Origin of the sequence: Jidongwangia harbinensis (assembly GCF_020216025.1) — a bacterium.
GTDB lineage: Bacteria > Actinomycetota > Actinomycetes > Mycobacteriales > Micromonosporaceae > Actinoplanes > Actinoplanes harbinensis.
This window is the reverse complement of sequence record NZ_JAIWNC010000028.1, coordinates 106,564-128,037: the sequence shown is the minus strand read 5'-3', so window position 1 is coordinate 128,037 and position 21,474 is coordinate 106,564. Positions and strand designations below refer to the sequence as shown.

The window sequence follows — 21,474 nt, the reverse complement described above, 5'->3', positions numbered from 1 at the left end:
CCGGGGCAGGGTAGTTTGACTCAATTGCGGCAGGCAAGGCCTGCCCGGCGCGACTTTCCGCGATTTGCCGCGTGTCGCGGTCGCGGCGGTTCGCGTCGCCGACCGGCCGTGTCATGTCGTGGTCGCCGCGTCGGATGTCGCGGTCAGTCATCGCGGCCTGGCGGCTCGGCTGTTCGTCTCTGTCACCCGGCGACAGGTTTCTGTCACCGGGCGCCGGTGGCGTGGCAGGGGCGACAGGAACGGGCCGCCGTTCCTGTCGCCCCCGTGCCGGTTCCTGTCGCCGCTGTCGCGGGATGTCACGGTCGCCGCCCGCGATGACCGAAGACCACCAAGGTCGTGACGCCGTCCTGTCGCGGTCCGCCGGACTCAGTCACCCGGGCGGACCGCTGGCCGGTCGCATACGTGAAGGCGTCCCGGCCGTCGACGGCGTCGATGGGGACGATGTCGTGCAGGTGGCGCAGCCCGGCGGACCTTGCGGCGGGCAGCAGGACCTGCTCGTGATCGCGGTAGCTGGGCCCGCCGGTGCCCGGTGGGATGGTCGTGACGACGACGATGGTGCTGCCGTGGTCCGCGAGGTGCCTTTGGCAGCGCCTGAGAAGGCTGTTGGCGTCCGATCCCGGTTCGTCGGTGGCCGGGCGGGGCCAGCGCAGCAGGATCAGCGCGGCCGGCCCGGACGGCTGGGTCTCCGGAGCCGCCTCGCTGAGGTCGGTGATCGTCGAGTAGGTACGCCCGGTTGCCTCGGCCGCGCGCTGAAGGGTGGGGTCGGCGTCGAAGTCGACGACTGTGGCGTGGACGTCGCTGTAGATCTTGACGAGGTGGCGTGCCAGTCGTGCGGTCAGCGGGTTGTCACCGGCGTCAGGATTTCCGGTCGTGTCAGCGCTGGCATCGCTGTCCGGGCTGATCCGCCAGACGATGACGGCGGGCGTGTCGCGACTGGCGGGGGTGGTGGCAGGGGTGTCGGGCGCCGTGTCAGTCCCGGCGCCCGGGGCGACGGAAGCGTTCTTGTCATGGGCAGTCATGGGCGGGTCGCTCCCGCGCCGACGAGCCGTGTTCGCATTTCACTAAAGCGCCGCGCAGCCGGGATTCGCCGGGCTGGACGCGTCGGCGCAACTCAACGCCAACCCAACAGTCCCATCGCGTGTCCGGCGGCCTGGCCCAACAGGACTTCGGGCGAGAAGCCGGGTTTACCCAACGAGCCGTCCGGCTGGGCCCCACACGCGCCGTTCGCTCTTCTGTTGGGTGGGCATGCTATGGGCCGTTGTGGAGGTGAAGGCGGCTGCGCCGGGCGCCCGTGTTGGGTGGCGTCGCCGTGCGATCAGGCGAGGCGTTGGGTCGCGCGTCAAGGTCAGAACCTCGAGCCGATCGTGGTAGACGGCAACCGGTGGCGGCACCATGAAGCCGGGTTCTCGGGGTCAGCCATCGGGCGACGGGGTGAGAGGGTTCCGCGACCAAGGGTCTCCGACGCTCGCCGACCCGGCCGTGACCGCCGTCGTCGCGTCTTGAGTGCACAAGGCGTGTCGCCTGACGCACCTTGGACGTCGGAACGTCCCCGGCCATGCTGCCGCTGCGCCACGCCGGCTACCCGGTCGCGAGCCCGGAAGACGGCGGCCTGCCCAACCGCGCCCAACTGGCCGCCTGACCTGCGCCGTTGTCGCAGCCCTTGTTCATCGGCGCCGAGGCCGGGTTCGCGTGCCGCGGCCTGTTGGGCGGTCGTGACCTGCGCCAACAGCCGGACGCCGCCGACGGCCACTTCGGTTGATGTTGGCTGAACCTGCCTGAATGGCGGCTCACGCGCCCGGGGTCACCGTGGCGCACCCACCATTCGGGAGTTCTGCATGTCTACCTCTACCTCTTCGCCTTGGCCGTCGACGCCGCTGGAGGCGGCCGAGAAGGCGTTCACCCTGCTGGCTGAAGCGCCGACGCATGTGCCGTTCGACGCCCGCGGCTTCGACGGGCTGCCCGACCGGATCCTGCCGCTGGACGAGCTGCGCCGGCTGGTGCTGGCGGCGGGCACGAGCCCGCAGGTCCGTAACGCGGTGTGGCGGGAGCTAGTCGTGCGGGCTCGCCGGGACGGGCCGGCGTGGCGGGTCGCCGCTGTCGGAATGGCGATGCCCGGCCTGCGCCGCCAGGCGGGCATGCTGGCCGCCGGCTGGCGTGGCGACACCCACGACCTGGACGCTGAACTGCTGCTGGGGTTCATGGAGTGCCTTGCGCGGGTCGACCTCGACGCGGCGCGGATCTGCGGCCGGCTGATCGAGGCCGGGGTCCGTGCCGCCCGCAAGGTCCGTGAAGCCGAATCCGACACGATGCTGATCCGCTCCGGCGAGCTGGGGGCGGTGATGCCGATCCGGCCCTGGGATCACCCGGATCTGGTGCTGGCCCGCGCGGTGGCGGTCGCCGTGCTCGACCGGGACGAGGCCAATCTGATCGCCGCCACCCGGCTGGACGACCAGACCCTGGCCGGCGTGGCCGCGCGGATCGGGATCTCCCCGCAGCTGGCGTCGGCGTGGAGGACGCGGGCAGAGAAACGCCTCGCCGACGCGATCGGGGCGGGCGAGTTGTCGTTCGTGCCGCTGCGCTCGCGCCGCAACCGGCCCAACACCAGCCGCCCGGGGCGTGGTGTTGGGCCGGCGTTGGGTAGCGGCGCGGCGGCATAGGCCGCGTTGGGCACCCAACGCAGGGCCTTGGTGGGCAAGACATCGGACCGCAAGAGGCGGCCGGCGTCGGCGCCCCGGGATCACGTTGTGGCGCCGGCCTGACGGGGCCGTGTTCGCACCCGATCCCGCAACGGCTGGAAGGAGCACCGCTCCTGCGGCCCCACCCCTGTGATCCCGGTGGCGCACCTCAAATCCCAATTCGCCCCGCAAGCCGGGGCGGGAGGTGCCCACCATGTTGCGACGCAACATTTCCCGACTGCTCTTCCTTCTGACGGCCACCGCTGCGGCGGTGGCCGTTTCCGTTCCCGCCTACGCGGCCGACACGCACATCGAGGCGGCCCACAGCCTGCCGGTGATCATCTCCAACATCACGACGTGGATCATCGGGATGCTGCTCGGGGTCGCGACCCTCTTCTTGACGATCGGTGGGCTGCGCTACCTCGCGGCCGGCGGTGACCCGGCTGAGGTGGAGAAGGCCAAGTCGGCGCTCAAGTCCGCCCTGATCGGCTACGCCCTCGCTGTTCTGGCGCCGGTCCTGCTCGCCATCGTGAAGGGCTGGATCGGTGGCTGAGCATGGCTAACTGGTTCACCTCCGCGCTGATCGACGCCATCCTCAGACGGTTCGCCGCGGTCATCGCCGGCGGACTAAGCATCCTGTGGGACCTGCTGTCGGCAACCGCGTTCCACTCGCCGGACGTGACCCTGCTGCCGCAGGTCCAATCCTTCTCCCGCACCTCGCTGGCGATCGTCAACACCTGCTATGTGCTGGCCATCCTGTGGATGGCGATCCTGGTGCTGGGCCGCGACACCATCCAAAGCCGCTACGGCCCGGGCGAACTGATTCCCCGGTTGGTCATCGGTCTGATCGGCGCGAACCTGGCGATGCCGCTGTGCTCACAGATGATCGGCCTGGCCAACGCGTTGACGATCGCTCTGACCTCTCAGGACATCACCTCGCCGGGGTCGATGCGGCACCTGCAGCAGATCGTCGCCGACGCGTTCGCCGACCAGACGGCCACCGAGCCCGGTGGGTTCCTGTTCGTCGTGATCGGCCTGGTCATCGCGGTCCTGGTGGCGATGCTGCTGGTGCAATGGATCATCCGGCTCGGTGTGCTCATCGTGGCTGTCGGGGTGGCGCCGATCGCGTTGGCGCTGCACGGAACCCCGCAGACCGAGCCGGCCGCGAAACTGTGGTGGCGCCTCATGCTCGGCGCGCTGGGCACCGTGCTCATCCAGGCGGTCGCCCTGCACACGACGCTCACGATCTTCCTGAGCCCGCAGTCCGACCTTCCGGCGTTGGGCCTGCCCGGCAACACCGGGACGGTCATGAAACTGCTGGTCGTGCTGTGCCTGCTGTGGGCGATCCTCAAGGTCCCGTCGATGATGCGCCGCTACGTCTCGAAGTCGTCGCCGAGTCCGGTCGGGATGATCGTGCGGGTCGTGCTCGTGCAGCAGCTCACCAGAGGGCTGAGCCGCGCGGCCGGCCGAGGCGGCGTCGCACGAACCGCGGCCGCCGCTGGCCGAGGGCCCAGTGCGGGACCGGCCGCCGGTCGTACCGACCGGCCGTGGCCGACCGGCCCGTCGCGCGGCGGTGGCTCCCGCCCGTTGTCGCGGCCTGCGGCCAACCCACTGCCCGCAGCCGAACGGACGTCCCCGCCCGCCCTTGCCCGCTCGGCGCGACCGGCGCGCGTGCCGGCCCGACCACCCGCCGGTGCCGCCCCGGGCGTGGGCGGTACGGCCTACCCGAGTGGACGCCCGGTGAGGCCCTACACCCGGGATGAGATCGCCGGCGGCGTCGATGTCTACACCCAATCCCTGCGCCGTCGCGACGCCGCGACCTCGGGCCGCGGCACCGCGGCGAACCGGAGCACCACACCGAGCCGCGGCAGCGCCGCACCCACCGGAAGGAACCGGTCATGAGCACCAACACCACCAGTTCGCCTGCCATCGGACAGGTCCGCGATCACCGTGCGGTCGTCGCGATCGCCTGGCCGACCGGCCGGCCGATCTACCCGTACACGCCTCAGGAACTCGCCGACGGCGTCGACCTCTACACCTGCTATCTCAAGGGCCGCCGCGAGCGGGGCGAGCGTGGTGAGCGGGATGCGTAACAATGAGGAGGCCGGCCCGCGCGCCCGGATCCCGACGGGCGCTTCATACTGCCTTCTCTGCGTTTGTTGTTGGGGTTTGTTGGAGTTCGATGCTCTTCTGCTCGGTGCAGGCGTGGATGCAGGTTGCTGGTGTCGTTCAGCTGCTGTGTGTGCCGTTTTCGGCCCAGTCGACGAAGTCTGGATTGGCCAGCGACCGGATCAAGCTGTCGTAGGCGGCGAGGTCGGCGTCGTTGAGGACTTCTCTCCACTGGCCGGGCTTGCCGGAGCGGAAGAAGGCACTGTTGCTGGTGAACAGTCCGAGCCGCTCGTCAGGGGCCAGCTGGTGGGCCTTGGCGCGCATGGAGGTGAAGGTGGCCGCCTCGATCAGGGCTGGCCATTGCTTCCGCGGCACGTGAATGCCCAGCCGGTCGGCGAGTCGCCGCATCTGCCCTGCGAGGTCTCGAGAGAGATCGGCATGGTGCAGCAGGATCACCGCTGGTTCGTTGCGGCGTTCCCACGCCTGGCCGAGATGGTGGACCACGGTGCGCAGCGAGTCCAGGTTCTCAGTCGCCGGCCGCGGGTCATCGATCCACCGCAGCACGCGTTCACGCGTGCTTGCCGGACGCTCCGGTTTGGTCGGTGGGTCGGTGGGTGCCTGGTCGCCGGAGGCCAGGAGGCGGTGGATGACCTTGTCGTCGAGGTTGGGCCGGTGGTAAGCCATCGACACGGCGACGTCACGGGGATCGCGTCCGACAACGACATAGACGACGCCGGGCAGCTGGGGCAGACCGTCGAGCGGGGTGTGGGTCTTGATGAACCGGCGGTGTTGCTGGGCGTCCAAGGTCCGGGTGACGTCCGCGATTGGTCGCAGGAACATGTCGAGCCAGGGCGAGAGGGTGGTCAGCGCGGTGGGCAGGTCGGGGGTCTGGAAGATCAGCAGAGCACAGATCATCTGCATCCAGGTCGTACCGCATTTCGACGGCACGCTGATCACGATGTCGTCCGGCCGCAGCTGGAACTCCCGCCAGCGGCTGCTGTCGGTCAGTCCGCAGCGGTAGACGGCGGGCGCCGCGTTCACCATGTCATCACCCTATCGGCCGTAATTGTCACGGTGAGTCGCGTCCGATCCGGGGTCCCGGTTGGCAGCGAGGTTGGTCGGCTTGAGGCGGAACGACTTGGCGACTTTGTCCCGGTAGATCTCCTGCGTTGCGGGGTCCCAGGGGATGCACCACCGTCCGCCCGGGGCGCGGCGGGCCGGAACCTGTCCTTTGACCAGCCAGTTGTAGACGGCGCTGGCGGGAATGCCGAGCTGTGCGGCGGCGTGTTTGACGCTGACCTCGCCGTCTTGGATGGCCACGGTGCGCGGCGCCCAGATTTTGTAGGCGTCTCGGACGCGGGCGACCGCGCCGGCGGTGAAGGGTTTGCCTTTGCCGGTGAGCAAGCCGGAGGCGTTGAGCCGTTCGGCGAGTTGTTCGCTGGTGTGTGTGGCGCCGTAGCGGCGGACCAGTTCCAAAGCTCCGGCGGGGGTGCGGCCGGGCCCGTGCCGCAGGGCGGTGAGTTCGTCGGTGGCGCCGGTGTGCCAGCGGACACCGATCCGGACGCTGTCGTCGTCGATAGCGGGCAACAGGGTGATGTCGGCGATCAGGCTGCGCAGCAGTCGTTTGCGGTCGCGGTGGCTGGTGGTGGGGCTGTCCCACAACCGTGGCAGGTCAGCGGCCAAGGCGCGCAAGGCGTTCTGCTCTGGCGCGGGGGCGGTGGTGGCTTGTGCGGTGGCCAACGCTGCTTCGGCGTCGGCGAGCTGGACCAGCTTGGTCTCCCAGCGGCTCTCCAGGCTGCGGGCGACCAGCCGGTTGTCCGGGTCGACGTTGGTGAAGGCGCGTTCGGCGCGTTCGGCTTCGTAGCGGGCGCGTTGCACGGCCAGTTCGGCGGCCCGGTGGTTGCGGACGCGGCGGTCGGTGACCTCGTCGCTGGCGGCCAGCGCGATGGTGATCTGTTGCTCGGTGATGGTGTCGAGGAACAGGGCGCTGACGGCCGCGTCGACGGTAGTCGAAACCACGGTCCGGCACTGCGGTGTGCGGATCGCGTCTTTGACCTGGCAGGTGTAGGTCGCCCGGGCGTCGCCGCGGTCGTAGCGGGTGCCGACCCGGCCGCCGCAGACACCGCAGCTGATGATGCCCCTGACACAGGGCGGTGCCTTCCCGGGCCGGGCGGGCACCGCCTTGGGTGTTGTTCGCGGCGAGTTTGACCTCGATGTCGAGGTATTCCTGCCAGCTGATGTAGCCCTCGTGGTGATCGCGGATGGTGACCGTCCAGTCTTCGCGGGCGCGTTTGCGGCGCGAGCTGCGCACCGTCCCGTCCGGCTGGACCCGGCGCCGTTCGCTGGAGCGGCCGAAGGTGTAGGCGCCGGCGTAGGCCGGGTTCTTCAACGCCTGCAGCACCCGGGTCAGCTTGCCCCACTTCAGCGTGCCCGCCCACGCGCCGCCCCAGGTGCGTTGGGGGAACAACCTGCCCGCGGCGTCGAACGCGCGCATCACCGCGAGCGCGGAACCGCCGCGGCCGAACTCGGCGAACAGGTCCGCGACCGCGCCCTGGATCTGCTCGTCGGGGTCCTTGACGACACCGCCGTCAGCGTCGTAAACGAGGCCGACCGGCAGCGGGTGCCGCAGTTCACCGCGCTCGGCTGCCGCGAGTTTCGCGCCGTGCAGCCGGCCCATCAGAAAGTGCAGCTCGATCTCACTCATCTGACCTTTGAGGCCGAGCAGCAACCGGTCGTTGACGTTGCCCAGGTCGTAGACGCCGTCGGCGTCGATCAGCAGGGTGTCGGTGAGCCGGGCCAGCTCCATCAGCCGGGTCAGGTCGGCGTTCGAACGGCCGAACCGAGACACCTCCAACCCAAATACGGCGCCGACCTCGCCCATGCAGATCCGCGCCACGATGTCGCGGAAGCCATCGCGTTCGGAACCGAACCGCCCGGAGATGCCCAGGTCGGCGTCGATCACGACGACCTGCTCGGCCAGCCAGCCGAGCTCGGCGGCGGTCGCGGTCAACCCGTACTGCCGGGTCGTGGACTCGGTGTTCTCCCGCACCTGCGCCAGGGTCGACTGACGTACGTACACGATCGCCGACCGGCTCAGATGCGACGACGTGATCTTCGGCGACGGCTTCACCGGCCACATCCGCGTTCAGCAGCGCCTCGAGCATGTTCGCCACCGCCATCACCGCTTGGCGCAGGTCTGGCCCGCTCAACAGCCCTCGTTCCCGGCTCATCCGAGCCATCCCTGTCCTGTCCCTGCTCAGGAGGTACTTCATGAGGGCTGCCTGTCCGCGTCGCGTCGATCGCGTCGACCAACGCCCGCGCGGCGCCCAACCCATCAACAGCGAGCCGATCCGACGACGCCGGCACACCACGATCCGTCCACTCCTGACGCACCGTGACCCGACGCCTCCCGTCGACCTCGCACATGAACCACAGCCCGGTGCACTTGCGCATCGTGATCAGCACCGTAAGGCACTGACCGAACAACGGATGAAAAGGGTGGGTGATCGTCAATGAGTCCAAAGAGTACTTGGACGGACGAGCCTTATAGAGCAAGGGTTCCGACGGACGTGGACCAGCCCGACAAGATCGTTTACGGTTTGACGGCACGCCAGCTCGCGATCCTGGCGGTCGCCGCCGCGGTCGCGTACGCGGTGTTCCGCGGCCTCGGGCACTTGCTGCCACCGCCGGTCTTGATTGGGCTGCTGGTGCCGGTCGCCGGGGTCGCGGTCACGCTCGCGCTGGGCCGCCGCGACGGGCGCAGCCTGGACGCCTGGCTGCTGTCGGCGGTGCAGCAGTCCAGTAGCCAGAAGCAGCACGCGGCCGCCGCGGCCCAACCGGTGCCGGGGTGGGCGCCTGGGCCGGGCATGGCGGTGCCGCAGCTGCGACTTGCGGCCCGGGCGATAGCCGAATCCGGGGTCATCGACGCCGGCGACAAGGCGGTCGCCCTGGTCGCGGCGACGACCGTCAACATCGGGCTGCGCTCCGGTGACGAGCAGGTCGCCCTGGTCGACGCGTACGGGCGGTGGTTGAACTCGCTGACCGGGGGAGTGCAGCTGGTGATCTCGGCGCAGCGGGTGGATCTGTCGAGCCACGCCCAACGGGTCGCCGACGGCGCGGCGGGCATCGCCAATCCGGCGCTGGCGGACGCGGCGTACGACTACGCCGAGTTCCTGGATCAGCTGGCCGAGCGCCGAGATCCGCTGTGGCGCACCGTCACCATCGCCGTCACCGCCCAGGGCGACCGGGGCCGCGACACCGAAGTCCTACGCCGCGCGGACCACGCCGCCTCGGCGCTTGCCGCCCTGGGCGCACAGACCGTCGTGCTCGACGGGGCGACCGCGACCGCCGTGCTCACCTGCGCCACCGACCCCTACACCCCGGCCGACGTCACCTGGCCCCGAGCCCGTCCCGGGGCACCGGTGACCGGACAAGGAGCCGACTTATGAAACTGCTGAACCGCAAACAACAACCGCAGACAGAGACTGGTGAGAGCCCGGCAGATGCGGCCGGGCTCTCGTCCGTTCTAGGCCCCGCCGGCGTCGTCAACCTGCCCCGCCATCTACAGGTCGGCGACGGCTACGCGTCGACCCTGATCGTCACCGGGTATCCGGCTGAGGTCGGCGCGGCCTGGCTCGACCCGCTGCTGGCCTGGCCCGGCCGCCTCGACGTCGTCGTCTACATCGACCCGCTCACCCCGCAAGCCGCCGCGGGCCGGCTACGCCGACAGCGCGCCCGGCTGGAGTCCAACCGGCGCTCCGACACCGAGAACGGCCGGTTGCTCGACCCGGCTGCGGAGGCCGCCGCCGACGACGCCGCGGACCTGGCCGACCGCATCGCCCGCGGCCAATCCAAGTTGTTCCGGGTCGGCCTGTACCTGTGCGTACACGCCCCGAGCCTGGAAGAGCTGCAGGAATCAGTCGCGCACGTCCGCGCGGTCGCCGCGTCGGTGCTGCTCGACGTCCAGCCCGCCACCTGGCGCCAGCTACAGGGCTGGCTCACCATGCTGCCGCTGGCGACCGACACCATCGGCCAGCGGCGAGTCATGGACACCGAGGCCATCGCCACGATGTTCCCCCTCGCCAGCCCGGACCTGCCCGCGCCGCTGCCCGGAGAACCTGCCCCGGAAGCAGGGATGCTGTACGGGCTCAACCCGGACAGCAACGGCATCGTGTGGTGGGACCGCTGGAACCAGCACAACGCCAACTCCGTTGTCCTGGCCGACTCCGGCAGCGGGAAGAGCTACTTCATCAAGCTCGAGGTCCTGCGCTCGCTGGCCGACGGGGTGCACATCGCGGTCATCGACCCCGACAATGAATATCACCGCCTCGCCGACGCGGTCGGCGGCACCACGATTCACCTCGGAGCAGGCGGCGTCCGGCTCAACCCGCTCGACATCCCAGCCGGGGACCGCCGCGACGACGCGTTGACGCGCCGGGCCCTGTTTCTGCACACCCTCGTTGCGGTGCTGCTGGGTGAGCAGCCGCCGCCGGTCGAGCGGGCCGCTTTGGACAGGGCGATCATCGCCGCCTACGCGACAGCGGGGATTTCCAACGACCCGAGCACGTGGCAGCGGCAGGCGCCGCTGTTGCGTGACGTGTCCTCCGCCTTGGAAACCGACGGTTCCGGCCCGGCGCTCACCCTGGCCGCCCGGCTCACCCCCTGGGTGTCCGGCAGCTTCCGCGACCTGTTCGACGGACCGACCACGCATGTCCCGCACGGGCAGCTGGTGGTGTGGTCGACCCGGCAGCTGGCCGACGAGCTACGGGCACCGGGCATGCTGATGGCGCTGGACGCGATCTGGCGTGATGTCGACGTGCCACCCGCCGGCGCGATGCCGCCGCGCCGGCTGGTCATCGTCGACGAGGCGTGGGTGCTGCTCAAGGACGGCGAAGGCGCCAAATTCCTCTACCGCCTGTCCAAGAGCGCCCGCAAACGCAAGGCCGGAGTCTCGGTCATCACCCAGGACGTCGGTGACCTGCTCGGCTCGGACCTCGGGCAGGCCGTCATCGCCAACGCCGCCACCCAAATCCTGCTGCGGCAGGCAGCGCCACCGATCGCCGTCATCGCCCGCTCCTTCGGCCTCACCACAGGCGAGACCCGGCTACTGCTGTCAGCCCGCCGCGGCGAGGGCTTGTTGATCTCCGGCACCCACCGGGTCAGCTTCCAGGCCGTCGCGTCCCGCAAAGAGCACCGGCTGTGCATCGGAGACCTCGAAGTCGACGAGTAGCCCACCGCTAACCGCCGGCCGACGATCCGGCCACCACCGTCCTCTTCCCTTCCTTCTTCAGGGCCGGCCCTCTCTTCGAGCTCCACGCGAGCGCGAAGAAGGGCCGGCCCTTCTTCGCGCTCGGTGAAAGGGCCACCGTCATGTCCCGGCTCACTGCCCCGCACCCTTCTCCTTCGTCTCCTGCACCTTCGTCCGGTCCGCCGAACTTCCCGGAGCCGCCCCCGACGGTGTGGGCCGAACACCTCGCCCACACGGTCACGACCTGGTGCATGCAGCGGCCATGGCTGCTCGCCGTCGTGGCCGCACTAGCGGTCGCCGGGCACGTGGCCCGGGCGGCCCTGCTGGCCCGGCACGACGCACGAAGGCGCGAGCACGCCCGGCTGATCTGGATCAACCCACCCCCCGAGGTCGACCCGGACGGCGCCCGCGTGCTCTGGTCCACCCTCGCCGAGATCCTCCGGCCGACCGGGCGGCGCCGGCTCCGCGACAGCCGCGCGCACGTGGCCCTGGAGTACCGATGGTCCGGGCGCCAGTTGCGGATCGGATTGTGGCTACCCGACACGATCGCGTACGGCCCGGTCCTCGCTGCCATCCGCGGCGCCTGGCCCGGCATCGCCTGCAACATCGCCGATCCCAGCGACCCGGTCCCGGCCACCGCGATCGCCGAGGGCGGCGCGCTCATCCCGGTGCTGCCGGCCTGGTTCCCGCTCGAGAGCGACCACGACGCGGACCCGCTACGCACCCTGATCCAGGCCGCAGCCGAACTCGGCCGCACCGAAGCGGCATGCGTGCAGGTCCTGGCCCGGCCGGCCAGCAACCGGCAGATCCGCCGCCTACGCCGCGGTGTCCAGGCCCTGCGAACCGGCAAGCCACCGACCAGCTGGCTCGACCCGGCAGTGTGGCTGCGCGGCGTCCTTGACGTCGCGCTCAGCGTGCTCGGCCCGACCCGCCGCACCACCCCCACCGCGGGGCGGTCGGCGGCGCGGCTACCCGGCGCGGACCCGCAAGCCGACCGAGACGCCCGAGCGGCCGTCGACAAACTCGCCGGCACACCGCTGTGGGACGTCGCGGTCCGCTACGCCGTCGCGCACACCGGGCCCGGTGGCACCGCCAAGACCCTCGCGCCGCGGCTGACCAGCATCGCACAGGGCCTGGCCTCAAGCTTCGGCGTGTACGCCGGCCGTAACCGGCTGCGCCGCATCCGGATCCGCACCGGCTACCCGGGCCGGGTGCTGGCGTCGCGGGTGCTGCGCTCCGGATTCGTCTTGAACGCCGGGGAGCTGTCCACCCTCGCAGGGCTGCCGACCGACATCGCCGTCCCCGGCCTCGACCGGGCCCGGGCGAAGGCGATGCCGGCGCCGGTCGCCGTGGTCAGCGGCGGGCGCGGCACGAAAGTCCTCGGCACCGCCCAGGTCGGCGGCCACAAAGTCGCCTTGAAGGCGGCCGACGCCCGGCAGCACGCGCACGTCATCGGCAGCACCGGCAGCGGCAAATCCACCCTGCTCACCCACATGATCCTCGACGACATCCACGCGCGCCGCGGCGTCATCGTCATCGATCCCAAAGGTGACTTGATCAACGACGTCATCGACCGACTCCCGGCCGACGTCGCCGACAAACGCCTCTATCTCATCGACCCGGACCAGCCCGCCGGCGCCACGCTCAACCCCCTTGAGGGCGCCGATCACGACCTGGTCGTCGACCACATCGTGTCGATCTTCGGCAAGATTTTTGCGAAGCACTGGGGTCCGCGGATCGACGACACGATGCGCATGGCCTGCCTGACGCTGCTACGCAAAGCCAACGCCACGCTCACCCTGATCCCGTCACTGTTGCAGGACAAGCAGTTCCGGGCAGCGTTCACCAGCGACCTCGACGACCCCGAAGGACTGCTGGGGTTCTGGCAGTGGTTCGAGTCGACGCCGCCGCCGCTGCGCTCGCAGGTCATCGGGCCGGTCCTGGCCCGGCTGCGGTCGTTTCTGACGCGGCCGTTCGTCACGCAGACCGTCGGCGCGGCCCGCTCGACGGTCGACATGCGCCGCGTGCTCGACGGCGGCATCCTGCTCGCCCGGCTGCCGAAAGGGCAGATCGGTGAAGAAACCGCCCGCCTGATGGGCTCGTTCATCCTGGCCCAGGCATGGCAGACCGCCACCGGCCGCACCCGGATCGCCGAAGACGCCCGCCGTGACGCGGTCGCCTACATCGACGAGTCCCACAACTTCCTCAACCTGCCCGGCAGCGTCGGCGACATGCTCGCCGAGGCGCGAGGCTATCGCTTCGGTCTCGTCCTGGCGCACCAGAACCTGACCCAGATGCCCCGCGAGACGCAGCTCGCCCTGTCGGCGAACGCGCGCAACAAAGTGTTCTTCACCTGCGCGCCGGAGGACGCCACCCAGCTGGCCAAACACACCATGCCCGAGCTGTCCGATCACGACCTGTCGCACCTGGACGCCTTCCAGGCCGCAGCTCGCCTGGTGGTCGACGGCCGGGAGACCCCGGCGTTCACCCTGCACACCCTGCCGCCCAAACCGCCGGTGGGGGAGACGACCGCGGTCCGGCAGGCCGCCCTGGCCAACGTCACCCCCGACAGCGGCAACGGCCAGGCCGCGATCGCCAAGCTCGCCCGGATGAAGCCACCCGGCCGCAAGCGCCGGCCCGAGCCGCCCGACGACCCAACACCCACCGAAACGAGCGCCGCGTGACCCAACGGTCACGCGGCGCTCACCGTTTGTGGCCCCGAAGATTCGGGAGGTTCCCGTGAGCACGCCCAACACCACCACACCGGACATGCCCAACCGGCGGCGGCTGGCCGACCAGATCGCCAACCAGCTGTTCACCGCACGCCTGTTGGACGACCGGGTCCGGCTCATCCAAACCCATCACGCAAACCTGTCCGCCAGGCCGCGGCTGCACGACATCTTCAACGAGGCCCCGCAGATCGCCGCCAGCGGCGACCCGGACCTCATCCGGATCGCGTACGCCACCGCCGCAGGCACGCCGGCGGTGATCCGGCTGCACGGGCCCAGCTGGAGCCTGATCCTGTCCGCCGGCCGGCCGCTGCCCGACTGGGTCCTCGCGGTCCACGACGCGTACCCGCTGCACCTGCTGCCGCCCAGCAAAGCCCGCACCGGCTGGCTCCAGGCGTTCGACCTGACCGCCGACCCCCTCGCGGTGCCCGAACTGACCCGCATGTGCCAGCGCAGCCACACCGCTCTCACGCCGAGCCCCTGATCCGGGCCGTCGGCGTCGCTTACCGGCGCATGCCCCTCGCGGCCAATGCCGGTCCCTTGTCCCCGTCACTCACGGTCGGGAGACCACCATGCCGGAAAACATCGACGCCCGCACTGTTGCCGCACGTCCCCGTCAGCTACTCACGCAGAACCGCGAGTTGAAAGCTATCGGCGTCTGGAACTGGACGCTGCCCGCCTGGGCCGGCCGCCTCGACGACGGCCGCACGTTCAATACATGTCCCTCGGCTGGAATCTGCGCCCAGGTGTGCTACGCCCGGCAAGGCACCTACCTGTGGCCGGTTGTCCGCGCCAAGCACCACGCCAACCTCACGTTTGTCCTTGACGACCTGCCTGGCTGGGAAGCCGCGATGCTCACCGAGCTCGCGGCCAAGAAGCTCACCGGCGGCTGGATCCGCATCCACGACAGCGGTGACTTCTTCAGCGACCACTACCTGCGAGCCTGGCTGCGGATCTGCCGGTCGCGACCGGACCTGCACTTCTACGCCTACACCAAAGAAGTCGACCGGTTTAGGCGCCTCGTGGAACCCGATCCGCCGCCGAACTTCCTGTGGGTCTACTCCTACGGCGGCACCCAAGACAGCCAGCTCGACCCGACCGTCGACCGGGTCGCCGACGTCTTCCCCGATGACCAGGCCATCGTGGACGCCGGATTCTCGTCGCAGGACGCCTCCGACCTGCTCGCCGTCCTCGGACCCCGTCTGGTCGGCATCCCCGCCAACCGCATCCGCGCCTTCGTGAAGGCCATGGCCGGCCGCCGGTTCAGCACCTGGCAAGCGTACGAGGACAAGCAACGGGCCGCTCGACGGCGCCGCCGACCCCGCCCCGGCGGCCCGACCCACCCGAGCGCCGCATGACCGCGGCGGCTGGGTTCGACCTGTCAGCGCGGCATGCTCGGCTCGACCTGCTGATCAGCCAGGCCCACCAGCTTCTCGACGCGGCCGTCCGCGAGCACATCACCGAGCACCGCGACGGCAAGGGCCGCGGCCGGCGGCACGCCGCGACCGTGGTGTTGTTCTCCGGGGGCCACGACTCCACCGTGCTGGCCCACCTGTTCCGCAGCCGCGCCACCCACGCCGTGCACGCGAACACCGGTATCGGCATCGAAGCCACCCGGCAATTCGTCCGCGACGTGTGCGCCGCGTGGGGGCTACCGCTGATCGAGAAACACCCCCCGCCCGGCTCGACCTACCGAGAGCTGGTCCTCGCAGACGGATTCCCCGGCCCGGCGAAGCACTGGAAGATGTATCAGCGGCTCAAGGAACGCGGGCTGCAGACGGCGAAGAACGAACTGGTACGCCAGCCGCACCAGGAACGCATCGTGTTCCTCGCCGGGCGCCGCCTCGCGGAGTCGCCACGACGGACCGCACGCGCAATACCCGAGCTCGAGCGCCGCAAGTCGATCGTGTGGGTGTCACCGCTGCGCAACTGGACAGCACTCGACCTCAACACCTATCGGATGCGGTTCCCGGAGTGCCCGCGCAACCAGGTCGCCGACATGCTGCACATGTCCGGCGAGTGCCTGTGCGGCGCGTTCGCCTCCCGGGACGAACGGGAACAGCTGGCCGCGTGGCCGATCGCCGCAGAGGCCCTCGCCGACATCCGCGTACTGGAGCAGGACGCCGCAGCGGCCGGAATCCCCGAACCCCTGTGCCGCTGGGGCTGGGGCGCCGGCCGCGTCCGAACACCAACACGATCCGGTCCACTGTGCTCGTCCTGCGCGTCACAGCGGGACGTCTGACCGCGTCCCGCAAGCATGCACCCACTCACTTTGATCAATCTAGCCGCGCGGTCGCCACCGGTAGCCCAACCATTCGCAGTTCGTCCGCAGTCGAGGCCAGCGGTCTCAGCGGTATGCATACGGGCTGCGTCGCGCGGACATCTCGTCGCCTCGTGTTCGTCGGGCGATACCTCCTCTTCCAACCCCATACCTGGCCGGAGGTGCGGCTGCGGGTCGGCCGCGACCCCGGCCTGGACTCCGCCCCGCCGGGCCGACCCCAGGCCGGCCCGCCTTGGCCAACACCGCAGCAAGGAGACCTTATGCCTGCCAGCCGGCCAACCCGACTCTTCCCTGTAGGGGAAGTCTCCCGGACGGGGATCACCCCCTCGTCGCCCTCCGTCTATCGCTCATCCACCCCCTCCTACTCCGTCAACTCCTCTTCCTCTCCCACTCTCATCGATGTCTCTCATCGCCTTCGTCCTCGCGACTACGCACTCGCCTCGCTGCTGGACGACCACACCACCCTCACCACCGGCCAGCTCACCGACGTGCTGTTCACCAGCGCCATCACCTGCCGCCACCGGCTCACCGTCCTGCGCTCCTTCGGGTTCGTCGATCGATTCATCCGCCGTAGCGAGCCGGGCACTGCGAACATCGTCTGCTGGGTACCCGGCCCGCTCTCGGCCCGGCTGACCGCGCTCGCTGCCGAGCAGGCTCCGCCCACGGCCCGGGCGCTGCGGGAACGCCAGGACCGTATCTATGCCAACCCGGCGCTGGACCACCTGCTGGAGGCCAACGACTTCTTCGTCCGGCTCCTGGTCCACAGCCGAACCAGCCAGGACACGGCGCTGTCGCGGTGGTGGTCGGAGCGCGCCACCGCCGGCGCGTTCGGCCGGAGGATTCACCCCGACGGGCACGGTGTCTGGGCCGACGGCCACCACGAGACCGGGTTCTTCCTCGAACTCGACCGCGGCACTGAACCGCTCGGCCGGCTGGCCGACAAGCTCAACTCCTACCGCAGGCTGCGCGCCGAAGGCGGCCCCCCGTACGCCGTGCTGTTCGTCCTGCCCAACCGCGCCCGGGAGCAGAACCTGCACCGGCGACTGGCCGACCGGCCCGAGCCAAACCTGGTCATCGCGACCACCTCACCGGAGGCCGGCGACGATCCGGCCGAACTGGTGTGGCGGCTCGTCGGCAACGGCCGCCACCGCATCCGCCTGATCGACCTGCCCCGCGGGCACGGTCAACCCGGCCCGCTCAACCCCGGCGCACCCCGCCCCGACGACCACCCGCTGCGGCACCTGCGGTAGCAACCGAGCCGGGCGCCTGCCTGCGTGATGCCGTTGGGTCACCCAACAGCGGCACCGGATCACCCAACAGCCGCGCCGGCCCGCGCACGGCGTGGTCCAATAGCGCAGGTCAGGCCCCATTCGAAGCGCGGCGGTGAAGGGCCCGGGCTGTTGGGTGCCGGCGCTATGGTGAAGTCTTCTCATCGAGAAACCCGTTGGTACCACCCTCGGGCCCGCCGCCCACGACCACGGTCGCAACCGCCCACCGCCACCCGGCCGGTCGGCCTGCACCGCTCGTGCGCCGCCAACCCACCCCGCACTACCCAAGCACCACCACGCACCACCCGGGCGCCCCCTCTGCGGGCGTCGCACCTTCCGCGCACACCATGCGCCTTCGCTGCTGCTGTTCATCACGGCCTGCGAAACCTCTCCGTACCACCGCCCCACCCGGGCTTCGCCTCGACGCGAGTCGTCGGGCACGGCGTTTCTTTGCGCCCACCGCGTATCCACTTTGGAGGAACAACTGTGTCTGACGTTCGCACCGTGACTGTCTGCCTGTCCAAGACGGCCGGCACCCACCAGGTCCCCGCCGCGGTCTCCGCTCTGCTGGCCGCCCACGGCATCACCGACGCCGGCCTCGCCCGGCATTTCCGGACCGCGACCCAGCCTCTGCACGCCCGGCTGCTGACGCGGTCGACCACCATCAATCTCTTGCAACCTGACAATGGCACCGCCGCCGGCGGCCCGGTCAGGCTGCTGGATCTCGACGCGATGCGCGACGACCTGGCCGAGCGGTACTGGAACCGGTACATGCTCTGGCAGCAGATTGTCGCCGGATCACCCGAGGCGAAGCCGTGGTGGCACTTTTACGACCGATACGCCGCCGACCCGGACAAGTACAGCTGGGATGCTGCCCGGCACGCGTTCGTCAGCCAGCCGCGGATCGCGCGGATGATGACCTTCAACGCGCACCCCGGACGGCCGACCGAGCTGCCCACCGATCACCTCGACGCGTTCGAGGCCGGCCCGTACGTCTACTCCACGTACGGCCTGTTGCAAGCGGTTCCCGCCGACACGATGCTGACCGCCGACGGGCGGCTCCTGCGGCCGATCGGCCTGCGCTACGCCGATCAACTGGATTACCTGCGTACGGCCAATGACCACCTCAACACCTTGTCCGGTGACGACGTGCTGGTCGCCGTCACTACTAGCTAGCCCTCCTGCACGCCCTGGCTGCGGCCGGTCGTCCTCGTGCCGGCCGGCCGATCGGCGTGCCCTCCGCGATCCCGCCCACGAGGAGGTAGATCGTCATGTGTTGTTTCTGGCCGAACGCTCCCGGATTCGTCGCCGTCCTGCTCAGCCTGATGTCCGCCGGCCTGGTCTTCTGGCTGCCACTGCTGGCCATCGCCGTGCTTCCCGACGTCCCCTCGGCGACAGCCCTGTTCGTCGAGGCCGCCGGCTGGATGCTCACCTTCGCGGTCGTTCTCGGCTTCTGGGGTGCCACCCGGATGCGCGCCCAGATCGACGACCTCCGCGCCCTGATCGACGGGCTTCAGCAGCGCCTGGCGGTGGCACTCACCGATCCGGTGACCGGCTTGCCGGTATGCCGCGTCGCCGAAGACGCCATCGCCGCCGCCGGCCCAGACATCGCCCTCACCGTCGCGCTGGCCGACGTCGACCGACTCCACACGATCAACCACGGACCCGGCGGGCACGCCGTCGGCGACCGCTACCTGGCCGAGGTCGGGCTCCGACTGCGGCACGCCGCCCAGTCGGGCGACCTCGTCGCCCGACTGGGCGGCGACGAGTTCGTCCTCATCACCCGCCGCACCCCGCAACAGCTTGCCGACAGCCTGACCGCAGCCCTCGCTGTCCCGGCCGCGGTGGCCGGCATTGTCCGGCCGGTCGAGGTCAGCGTCGGCATCTGCCAGCTGCCCGGCGGCGACCCGCACCAGCTGCTCAGCTGCTCAGCTGCTCCAGCCTGGCGATGTTCACCGCCAAGGACCAGCGCAGCCACATTGAGTTCTACGACCCCGTCCGCGACGGCCTGCCGTTGCTGCTCGGAGTCCGCCCGGCCTATCGCCGCCGCGACCGCCGACCGGGCGAGTAACCCGGCCACACCACATCTCCCCGAGCGTCCCGCGCTCGCCGCACTAGACCGGCGGCGAGCCCTTCGGCGCGCCCTCGATGCCCTACGAAAGGGCCGATCACCGGCCGAAACGCTGACCCCAGCTTCTCGGACACGCGGACGCCCTGCCCGTTGATCGACTTCGACACCTGAAAGGACAGTGACTTTTCGATGACGCAACCTGCTTCCTTCTTCCGCGTCGCGTTCTACCTGCGAGCCGATTCCATGGCGCTGGCCGTCGAGCAGACCGCGTTTCTGCAGCAGACGGCAGACGGTGTGCCGATCTGGCGCGTCGTCGCCGCGTTCTGCGACATCAACCACGGCGCTGCCCGGCCCGGCCGCGCCGGCGCCGTCGGTGCCGCCCAGTCCGACGTCTTCGACCTGCTGCTTGTCGCGTCGTTGGACCGGCTGACCCGCAGCACCGACGAGCTGCACGACGTCATCGGCCAGTTCACCACCGCGGACGTGGTCGTGTGCACCCTCGGCCTCCGGTCCACGTGCCCGCCGCAGCAGACGGGCGACGGCCCGGATCTGCTCACCGTTACCGGTGACCGCGCCGGGTCGGCCGGGCAGCAGATGCGGGCCCTCAGTGCCGCGCATCGGTCGCTGCCGGAACTCACCAGACGGCCCGCGTCGGCGGACGGGGAGCGGTGATGGGATACCGGCTTGCAAGGCCCCTGTTCCTCGGCGCTGAACGGCTGCCCTCGGTGCAGATCGGCGACTCGGTTACCGGCGGCGTCGTGTCCTGCGATCTGAGCTTCGTGGGCCGCGAGCACTCGCTGTGGCGGCTGCGCATCACCGCGCGCTACCGAGCGATTTACGACGACCGGGAAGCGATCCGCCAGCCGGTACGCGACTACGGCCGAGGCCGGCAGGCAGCTGAGGTGCTGGCCAGCGCTCTGTCGTTCCTGCGCGCCGACGCCGAGGCATACCGGGCCGCGATGGGCCAGCACCCACCGCTGGACGGGTGGGTGTTCAACGCGGCGGTGGCCGAGTGGGCGTACATGAACGACACCGACATCGACGCCATGACCGAACTGCTGGCAGGTGCACGATGACCGACAACGGGGCTGACGAGGTCGTGGACTACTTCCGGGTGTACCGGACCGAGCCGGAGACGGTCTTCGAGGTTCCGGCGATCGCCGGTGGGCAGCCGTCGCTGACGATCGGCATCGCCGCGCTCGGTGGAGGCACCGTCGGGCTGGCGTACGCCGACAACGGCTGGATCTACGCCGTGCACCTCGGCGGCGAACTGGTCGCCTCCGGTAGCGACCTGCGCTCGGGCGGGTTCGGCCGTACCCACCAGCAGATGGCCGCGGGTTTGGCGTCCTGCCTGGCCGACGGCGAGACACCCGCACCTGGTTTGCACGAGCAGGCTGACCGGCTGTCGCTGTGGACCACCGACATCGAGGACGGGGACGATGAGTGACGGCAGCATGATCGTGATCGATGACAGGTTTCCCGGCTGGCGGGCCCGGATCGTCGTCGACGAGGACGCTAGTCAGCCGTGGGGTGACGCGCTCGCACCGGCCCTGCTGATCCAACGCCGTCAGGCGGTCTGGGCCGGTGAGGTGTACCAGCCCAAGCACGCCGACCGGGTCCTGGCCGCCTGGCGCCGCTTCGGCACCGACGAGCTGTTCGAGCGGTACCTGCGCCTGGTACACGGCACCACCGCGATCCGCCATGTCACCGGCCAGGACCTCACGGTGGTCATCTTCGACACCGCCAATTTCCGCGCCCACGCCGGAATCACCGACGTGTGCGACCTGACCGGCGAGCACGACGAGTGGCGGGCCTGGCTCGACGGCGACGTCTACGGCGTCATCGTCGAACAGCACACCGCCGCCGACGGCTGGACCGGCCACGACTCGCTGTTCGGTCTGTACGGCAATGCGTACGCCGAACAGCAGGCTGCCGCCATGCTCACCACCGCGACCGCTGCGCTGACGCCGGCGACCTAACCGCGCCACGGACTGCCGGGCAGCGCTGCCCGGTCGCACCACCACAAGCTCCACCAGTTCCACCTAATCCGGCCGATGCCCGGCCAAGAACCACCCAGCTGCGGGCACGGCCGAT

The 21,474-nt window shown here is 70.3% G+C and carries 22 protein-coding genes and 1 pseudogene; 18 read left to right on the top strand and 5 right to left on the bottom strand.

Features of this window, described 5'->3' with window-relative positions:
• Positions 1–296 precede the first annotated feature (296 nt).
• Positions 297–1,019: a hypothetical protein gene (locus LDL48_RS30280; RefSeq protein ID WP_225257915.1), complete on the bottom strand. Its 723-nt coding sequence runs from the start codon at positions 1,017–1,019 to the stop codon at positions 297–299.
• Between the two features lie 816 nt (positions 1,020–1,835).
• Here LDL48_RS30280 and LDL48_RS30275 point away from each other — a divergent pair.
• The 4 genes from LDL48_RS30275 to LDL48_RS30260 all read left to right on the top strand — a co-directional run bounded on the left by LDL48_RS30275 (position 1,836) and on the right by LDL48_RS30260 (position 4,768).
• A complete protein-coding gene (locus LDL48_RS30275; RefSeq protein ID WP_225257914.1) occupies positions 1,836–2,657 on the top strand; it encodes a hypothetical protein in 822 nt (273 codons plus the stop codon).
• Positions 2,658–2,889: 232 nt separating this feature from the next.
• A complete protein-coding gene (locus LDL48_RS30270) occupies positions 2,890–3,228 on the top strand; it encodes a pilin (protein WP_225257913.1) in 339 nt (112 codons plus the stop codon).
• A 2-nt stretch (positions 3,229–3,230) separates the two neighbouring features.
• Positions 3,231–4,577, top strand: coding sequence for a TrbL/VirB6 family protein (locus LDL48_RS30265; RefSeq protein WP_225257912.1), 1,347 nt, complete (start codon positions 3,231–3,233; stop codon positions 4,575–4,577).
• Entirely contained in the window at positions 4,574–4,768 is a 195-nt protein-coding gene (locus LDL48_RS30260; RefSeq protein ID WP_225257911.1) for a hypothetical protein, read from the top strand. The genes LDL48_RS30265 and LDL48_RS30260 overlap by 4 nt, the downstream gene beginning before the upstream one ends.
• Positions 4,769–4,904: 136 nt before the next feature.
• Here the strand turns inward: LDL48_RS30260 and LDL48_RS30255 are convergent, their stop codons facing one another.
• Genes LDL48_RS30255 through LDL48_RS45190 form a run of 4 tightly spaced genes read right to left on the bottom strand, consistent with a single transcriptional unit; the run spans position 4,905 to position 8,393 of the window.
• Entirely contained in the window at positions 4,905–5,828 is a 924-nt protein-coding gene (locus LDL48_RS30255) for a sulfotransferase domain-containing protein (protein WP_225257910.1), read from the bottom strand.
• 9 nt (positions 5,829–5,837) lie between these two features.
• Positions 5,838–6,524, bottom strand: a complete 687-nt coding sequence (locus tag LDL48_RS30250) for a hypothetical protein (RefSeq protein ID WP_225257909.1) — start codon at positions 6,522–6,524, stop codon at positions 5,838–5,840.
• The gene (locus LDL48_RS30245) at positions 6,457–7,914 is read right to left on the bottom strand and encodes a recombinase family protein (protein WP_225257908.1); all 1,458 of its coding nucleotides are present in this window, start codon (positions 7,912–7,914) and stop codon (positions 6,457–6,459) included. The genes LDL48_RS30250 and LDL48_RS30245 overlap by 68 nt, the downstream gene beginning before the upstream one ends.
• Entirely contained in the window at positions 7,911–8,393 is a 483-nt protein-coding gene (locus LDL48_RS45190; protein ID WP_225257907.1) for a DUF5372 family protein, read from the bottom strand. The genes LDL48_RS30245 and LDL48_RS45190 overlap by 4 nt, the downstream gene beginning before the upstream one ends.
• Here LDL48_RS45190 and LDL48_RS30235 point away from each other — a divergent pair.
• The 14 genes and pseudogenes from LDL48_RS30235 to LDL48_RS30175 all read left to right on the top strand — a co-directional run bounded on the left by LDL48_RS30235 (position 8,297) and on the right by LDL48_RS30175 (position 21,359).
• A complete protein-coding gene (locus LDL48_RS30235) occupies positions 8,297–9,232 on the top strand; it encodes a PrgI family protein (protein WP_225257906.1) in 936 nt (311 codons plus the stop codon). The two genes, LDL48_RS45190 and LDL48_RS30235, sit on opposite strands and share 97 nt — an antisense overlap.
• Positions 9,229–11,013, top strand: coding sequence for a VirB4 family type IV secretion system protein (locus LDL48_RS30230; protein ID WP_225257905.1), 1,785 nt, complete (start codon positions 9,229–9,231; stop codon positions 11,011–11,013). Before LDL48_RS30235 ends, LDL48_RS30230 begins: the two co-directional genes overlap by 4 nt.
• 140 nt (positions 11,014–11,153) lie before the next feature.
• Positions 11,154–13,715, top strand: a complete 2,562-nt coding sequence (locus LDL48_RS30225) for a type IV secretion system DNA-binding domain-containing protein (RefSeq protein ID WP_372472201.1) — start codon at positions 11,154–11,156, stop codon at positions 13,713–13,715.
• A 55-nt stretch (positions 13,716–13,770) separates the two neighbouring features.
• Positions 13,771–14,244, top strand: a complete 474-nt coding sequence (locus LDL48_RS30220; RefSeq protein ID WP_225257903.1) for a hypothetical protein — start codon at positions 13,771–13,773, stop codon at positions 14,242–14,244.
• Positions 14,245–14,332: 88 nt separating this feature from the next.
• A complete protein-coding gene (locus LDL48_RS30215) occupies positions 14,333–15,118 on the top strand; it encodes a GP88 family protein (protein ID WP_225257902.1) in 786 nt (261 codons plus the stop codon).
• Positions 15,115–16,002 carry a phosphoadenosine phosphosulfate reductase domain-containing protein gene (locus tag LDL48_RS30210; protein WP_225257901.1) on the top strand — a complete coding sequence of 296 codons (888 nt, stop codon included), beginning with the start codon at positions 15,115–15,117 and terminating at the stop codon, positions 16,000–16,002. The genes LDL48_RS30215 and LDL48_RS30210 overlap by 4 nt, the downstream gene beginning before the upstream one ends.
• Before the next feature lie 113 nt (positions 16,003–16,115).
• Positions 16,116–17,291, top strand: coding sequence for a replication-relaxation family protein (locus LDL48_RS30205; RefSeq protein ID WP_308016498.1), 1,176 nt, complete (start codon positions 16,116–16,118; stop codon positions 17,289–17,291).
• Between the two features lie 504 nt (positions 17,292–17,795).
• A complete protein-coding gene (locus LDL48_RS30200; protein WP_225257899.1) occupies positions 17,796–18,485 on the top strand; it encodes a hypothetical protein in 690 nt (229 codons plus the stop codon).
• A 95-nt stretch (positions 18,486–18,580) separates the two neighbouring features.
• Positions 18,581–19,174 (top strand): annotated as a pseudogene (locus LDL48_RS45185) (GGDEF domain-containing protein); the annotation flags it as partial.
• 83 nt (positions 19,175–19,257) lie between these two features.
• Positions 19,258–19,380 (top strand): hypothetical protein, encoded by a 123-nt coding sequence (locus tag LDL48_RS43810; protein WP_255629021.1) that lies wholly within the window; start codon positions 19,258–19,260, stop codon positions 19,378–19,380.
• A gap of 189 nt (positions 19,381–19,569) precedes the next feature.
• On the top strand, positions 19,570–20,052 hold the full coding sequence (locus LDL48_RS30190; protein WP_225257898.1) for a recombinase family protein: 483 nt from the start codon (positions 19,570–19,572) through the stop codon (positions 20,050–20,052).
• Positions 20,052–20,456 carry a hypothetical protein gene (locus tag LDL48_RS30185; protein ID WP_225257897.1) on the top strand — a complete coding sequence of 135 codons (405 nt, stop codon included), beginning with the start codon at positions 20,052–20,054 and terminating at the stop codon, positions 20,454–20,456. The genes LDL48_RS30190 and LDL48_RS30185 overlap by 1 nt, the downstream gene beginning before the upstream one ends.
• Positions 20,453–20,827 carry a hypothetical protein gene (locus LDL48_RS30180; protein ID WP_225257896.1) on the top strand — a complete coding sequence of 125 codons (375 nt, stop codon included), beginning with the start codon at positions 20,453–20,455 and terminating at the stop codon, positions 20,825–20,827. Before LDL48_RS30185 ends, LDL48_RS30180 begins: the two co-directional genes overlap by 4 nt.
• Positions 20,820–21,359 carry a hypothetical protein gene (locus LDL48_RS30175; RefSeq protein ID WP_225257895.1) on the top strand — a complete coding sequence of 180 codons (540 nt, stop codon included), beginning with the start codon at positions 20,820–20,822 and terminating at the stop codon, positions 21,357–21,359. Before LDL48_RS30180 ends, LDL48_RS30175 begins: the two co-directional genes overlap by 8 nt.
• Positions 21,360–21,474 lie beyond the last annotated feature (115 nt).